Origin of the sequence: Falsiroseomonas algicola (genome assembly GCF_011040385.1) — a bacterium.
GTDB lineage: Bacteria > Pseudomonadota > Alphaproteobacteria > Acetobacterales > Acetobacteraceae > Falsiroseomonas > Falsiroseomonas algicola.
Map to the genome: position 1 here is coordinate 1 of NZ_JAAIKB010000088.1, position 239 is coordinate 239.

1 pseudogene is annotated in these 239 nt (G+C 76.2%); it reads right to left on the reverse strand.

Annotated features, from left to right (window positions below):
• A pseudogene (locus G3576_RS31140) lies at positions 1–239 on the reverse strand (electron transfer flavoprotein subunit alpha/FixB family protein); the annotation flags it as partial.

The following is a 239-nucleotide window of genomic DNA, read 5'->3' on the forward strand; positions in this document are numbered from 1 at the left end:
ACGCGCGGCAGCACGTTCTTGCCGGCGGCCGAGCCCGGCGCCAGCAGCGCATCATAGCCAGGGGCGAGGCTGATCAGCAGCGCCGCCACCGGCTCCGCCAGCGCCATGCTGTCGCCCTTGGCGACCAGCACCTTCGCCACGCCCGGCCGCTTCGCCGCGGCGGCCGCGCCTTCCGCGCCCAGCACCAGCACATGCACCTCGCCGCCCAGCTTCTGCGCTGCCGCGACCGCGCTGCGGGT